The sequence below is a fragment of the Streptomyces sp. NPDC058964 genome (genome assembly GCF_042741275.1).
Lineage (GTDB): Bacteria > Actinomycetota > Actinomycetes > Streptomycetales > Streptomycetaceae > Streptomyces.
The window spans coordinates 1-4,500 of sequence record NZ_JBHYKH010000645.1; the positions used below are offsets into that span (position 1 = coordinate 1).

3 protein-coding genes are annotated in these 4,500 nt (G+C 75.4%); 1 reads left to right on the top strand and 2 read right to left on the bottom strand.

The genetic code is table 11. The features are described 5' to 3' along the window. Positions 1-134: 134 nt before the first annotated feature. On the bottom strand, positions 135-1,220 hold the full coding sequence (locus ACFW2E_RS42160; RefSeq protein WP_384476053.1) for a M12 family metallopeptidase: 1,086 nt from the start codon (positions 1,218-1,220) through the stop codon (positions 135-137). A 94-nt stretch (positions 1,221-1,314) separates the two neighbouring features. On the opposite strand from ACFW2E_RS42160, the gene ACFW2E_RS42165 reads away from it, so the two are divergent. Then, positions 1,315-3,108: a LuxR C-terminal-related transcriptional regulator gene (locus tag ACFW2E_RS42165; protein ID WP_384476056.1), complete on the top strand. Its 1,794-nt coding sequence runs from the start codon at positions 1,315-1,317 to the stop codon at positions 3,106-3,108. A 24-nt stretch (positions 3,109-3,132) separates the two neighbouring features. On the opposite strand, the gene ACFW2E_RS42170 is transcribed toward ACFW2E_RS42165, so the two are convergent. Continuing rightward, positions 3,133-4,500 (bottom strand): CHAT domain-containing protein (locus ACFW2E_RS42170; RefSeq protein WP_384476058.1); only part of this gene is annotated, 1,368 nt, incomplete at its 5' end.

Consider the following 4,500-nt stretch of genomic DNA (forward strand, 5'->3'; position numbering starts at 1 on the left):
CGTATTCTCTCGGAACCTGAACGCCCTTAGCCCGGGGGCCGGCGTCAACCTTAGCACTCCCCCGAAGCCGACGTTTCCGCCCGCTCCCCCGGCGCCGGACTGTGGCCCGGACATCCGCGCGGCGGCCCGTGCTGTCACCAGCACATGACGGCCGTCTCTCCCGAACCCCACGTGGAGTACAGGCGGACGCGGACGAAATAGCGGCGGCCCTTGACGAGCCGGACCCTGACCGTGGCGTTGTGCGGCGCGCCCCCGTCGTCCTGACCGCACAGGTAGCGCGGCTCGCCGTCCCGCTCCTCGAACACCACCACCACGCTGTCGCCGTCCCCGAAGGTGCCCACGCTGTACTCGCGGGTCTCCGGCGGCTCGACCGTGAAATCGGCCTGCTCGCCGGGGCCGAGGCGCAGCGGCGCGGAACGGAACGGGACCAGCGCGGCCGGGCGGGGCTGGTCGGCCGGCGGATACCAGCGGAGCACGAACTCCTTGTCGGCCGGGGACAGCGTGCCGGGCGGGTGCAGGCCCCGCCGGAACTGCTCCGGCTCCAGGATCAGCCCCGACGAGAAGGGGTACTCCATGATGGACTGCGGGTCCCACACCGAGCCGTTGACCTCGGACGGGTCGAGCTTGCGCAGGATGTTGAAGAACGTCTTGTCCCGGCTCCAGAAGTTCGGCGGGCCCGCCAGATCGGCGTACACGGCCTCGTCGTCCCAGTGGATGCCGGCGAACGGGCTCTGGTGCTCGTGCAGCATGCCGAGCGCGTGCCCGATCTCGTGCAGGGCCGTACCGCGCTGTCCCGGCGCGGTCAGGTCCCAGCCCAGGTTCATGGTGCGCTCGTTCAGACCGACCGAGAGCGCGTCCCGGCCCACCGCCGACCAGGAGCCGTCGCCGGGCTGGAAGCCGATCCTCAGCTCGGCCTCCCGGCGGTCGGTGACCTCGGCGAACGTCACACCGATGCCGAGGTCCCGCCACTCCCGGAAGCACTCGCGCACGACGTCCCGCTGCTCCTCGGCGCCGGGCCACGGCACCCGCCGGGTCTCCCCGGTCCCCGGGACGGGGATCACCGAGGCGTCGGTGCCGGCGTCGAAGAAGTAGTAGTGCAGGACCGTGCCGTTGACCCACATCTGGCGCCCGCTCAGCAGCGCGCTCAGCCGCTCGGCGGCCAGCCCCGGTGCGTAGGACGGGGCCGACTGCTGCGGGAGCGAGCAGTAGCGCTGGGTCATGGGCCAAGCCTGCCGCCGGCCCGTCCCGGGCGCCTGAGTCGGGGGCTACTCAAGTGCCCCTGTATCAGGGTTGAGTAAGGGGACTCTTCATGACGTGACGACTCACGCACAGGACGCGAAGACCCTCGAGCTGCCCTGGCCGTTCACCGGCCGGCAGGACGAACTGGAGCTGATCCGCCGGTCCCTGACCGCGGGACGCCACGGCATCGTGGTGACCGGGCCGGGAGGCTTCGGCAAGACCCGGCTCGTCACCGAGGCCGTGCGCGGCACCGAAGGCGCCCGGGTCACCGGGACGCCAGAGTCCCGTGGGCTGCCCTTCGCCGCGTTCGCGCACCTGCTGCCCGAGTCCGTCTCGCTGCCCCGGGCGGTGCGGATCCTGTCCGGAGTACGAGTGCTGGTGGTGGACGACGCCCATCTGCTCGACGAGGCCTCGGCCGCCCTGGTCCACCAGCTCGCCGTACCCGGGCACACGCGCCTCGTCGTGGTCGCCGCGGACGGCGCCCCCGTACCCGGTGCCGTGTCCCGGCTGTGGACCGGTGAACTCCTGCCGCGGCTTGCGCTGGAACCCCTGCCCCGGGAGGCGACCGCACAACTCCTCTCCCTGGGGGGAGCTTTGGAGCCGCTCACCGTGAACCGGCTGCACCGGGTCTGCGCGGGTGACCTGCGGCTGATGCGCGAACTGCTGGTCGCACTGCGCGAGTCCGAGTGGCTGACCCGCGTCCCGGGGACGGACGAGTGGGCGTGGCGCGGCCCGCTGCCGGTGACGCCCACCGTGCGCGAGCGCGCCGCCGCCCTGCTGGACCGCCGCGACCCCGCCGAGCGCGCGGCCCTGGAACACCTCGCCTTCGCCGAACCCCTCCCGCCGCAGGCGGACGACCTCGACCTGGACGCCCTGGAGCACCTGGAGGCGGAGGGTCTGATCCGTATCGACGACCGGGGCGCCGCCCATCTGGCCCACCCCCTGCACGGCCCGGCGCTGCGGGCCACCGCCGGGCGGCTGCGGGCCCGACGGCTGGCCCGCACACCGGAACGGTGCCGAGCGGCCCTGGCGGCCGAACGGGACGCGCTGGCACACGGGATCCGGGCCATGGACGTACGGCGGCCGCCGACGCACGTGGGGGAGTGGCTGACAGAGGAGGGCGTGCCGGTGCCGGCGGATTACGCGGCCGTACGCGCCCGGTACGCGCGGCTCCGGGGGGAGCTGCGGGAAGCGGCGGCCTGGGCGGGGGAGGGCTTGCGACGGGCACCGGGTGACGCGGAGTGCCGCAGCGAACTCGGCCAGGCGGTAGCGCAGTTGAGCGTGACGACGGCTGCGGACGAGAGGGCGGCACCCAACGGCACCCCGCACGGCACCGCCGAGAGCCCGCGCGGGACCGCCGGGGAGGACGTGTACGTGCGCTACGAGGCCGTACGCCTCGGCGAGCCCGAGCGGATCGCCGAACCGCTGCCCGCCGGCGGCGTGTTCGCACGTCACGCCGACGCGCTGGCGCGGGCCGACGGGGCCGCCCTCGACCGTGCCGCCGAGGCACTGGCGGAGCGCGGCTTCCTGCTGTTCGCGGCCGAGGCGCACGCCCAGGCCGTCCGCGCGCACCGCGACCCGCACGCCGCCCGTGCGTCCCGCACCCGTGCGGTCGCCCTGGCCCGCCACTGCCAGGGCGCCCGCACCCCGGCCCTGGCCGGCCTGGTCCTGGGCGAACTCACCGCACGGCAACGGCAGATCGTCACCCTCGCCGCCTCGGGGCTGAGCAACCGGCAGATCGCCGAGCGGCTGACCCTGTCGGTCCGGACCGTCGGCAACCACCTCTACGGCGCCTACACCCGCCTGGGCGCCGGTGACCGGGGCGCCCTGCCGTGGCTGGTCGAGCTGCCGGGCACGGAGTCCGCCTGAACCGGGTGGCCCGCGAAAACCGCGTCATGCCGCGCCGAACGCCGCGAACGCCCACCCCGTCGCCTGGTGCACCGCGTCGCCGGGCAGCGCGGCCCGGGCGTCGCGCAGGGCCTCGGCCAGGGAGAGACCGGCGTCCAGCCCCTTGTGCAGGGCGAGCATCAGCGGCACCACGGCCGCGTCGTTGACCGGCGCGCTGCTCGCCACCACCCCGGCCGTGCCCAGCGGCAGCAGCGCGGTGACCAGACCGAGCAGCTCGTCGGCGCCGACCGAGGCGAGCCGCGCGGTGTCGCAGCTGGACAGGATGATCCGGTACGGGCTGCGCGCGAGGCGCTCGAAGTCGTGCACGATGAGCGGGCCGTCGGCCATCCGCAGCGAGGAGAACAGCGGACTGTCCGCGCGGAACGTGCCGTGCGCCGCGATGTGGGCCAGCGCCGCGCCGTCGAGTTCGTCCAGCACCCGCGGCACCTGCGCGTCGTCGTGCTCCAGCACCTTGGCGGTGCCGTACCGGTCGGCCAGTTCGGGCACCTCGGCGCCGCCGGTGGCCAGACCCGGTCCGCGCACCAGGACGTGCGCGCCGCCGGCCGGCGGCTCCGTCTCCCGGGCGCGCAGCCAGCTGCCCGCCGACGGCGACACGCTGAGCACCCGCTCCCGCAGCGAGGGCAGCAGGGCCCAGGGCACGCGATGCAGGGCGCCGGGCGGGACCACCACGACCGGCCCGGAACCGAGGTGCGGTACGGCCCCGCCCAGCAGCAGCTCCTCCAGCCGGTGCCCCGCGCTCTCCACCAGCGGCAGCCTGCCCTCGGCCCCCGGGTGCGCCAGGCGGCGCAGGCCCGCCTGCACATACTCCGCCTCGGCCACCGCCTCCGCGAGCATCCCGCCCTCGAACCGCCGTACCCGGCCCTGCCCGCACAGCAGCACGTGCACCCGCCCGTCGAGCACCGCGAGTTCCACCAGCCGCCCGTCGCCGAGCCGGTCCAGCAGCCGGCCCGCGTCGAAGCGGTCGCCGTAGCCGGGCGCGTCGCCGCGCATGTGGTGGGTGCGGGAGCGGATCTCCCGTTCCAGCCGCCGCTGTTCACGCTCCAGCGCGGGCACCGGACGGCCGTCCATCCGCGCGGACTCCGCGCGGGCCGCGATCTCCCGGAACGCGGTCAGACCGCTGAGCAGCGCCGGGTCGGCGGGCGGCCGGGTCGGCGGCGTGGACAGCACCGTGGCCCGCCAGCGCTCGCTCCACACCAGCAGCCGACGGGGGCCGCCCTGCGCGAGACTGGCCTGCTGGGCCAGCGCGGCGAGCTCCGCGCCCTGCGCGGTGGCCCGCGCCCGCAACTCCGAGGCCCCCAGCGTCATCCGGTGGTCGTCGAGGACGTCCAGGCCGCGCCGGCAGGCCTCCAGGAC

Excerpts from the sequence above, each read along its gene's own strand:
- ACFW2E_RS42160 (WP_384476053.1), bottom strand. The coding sequence starts at position 1,220 with ATGACCCAGCGCTACTGCTCGCTCCCGCAGCAGTCGGCCCCGTCCTAC.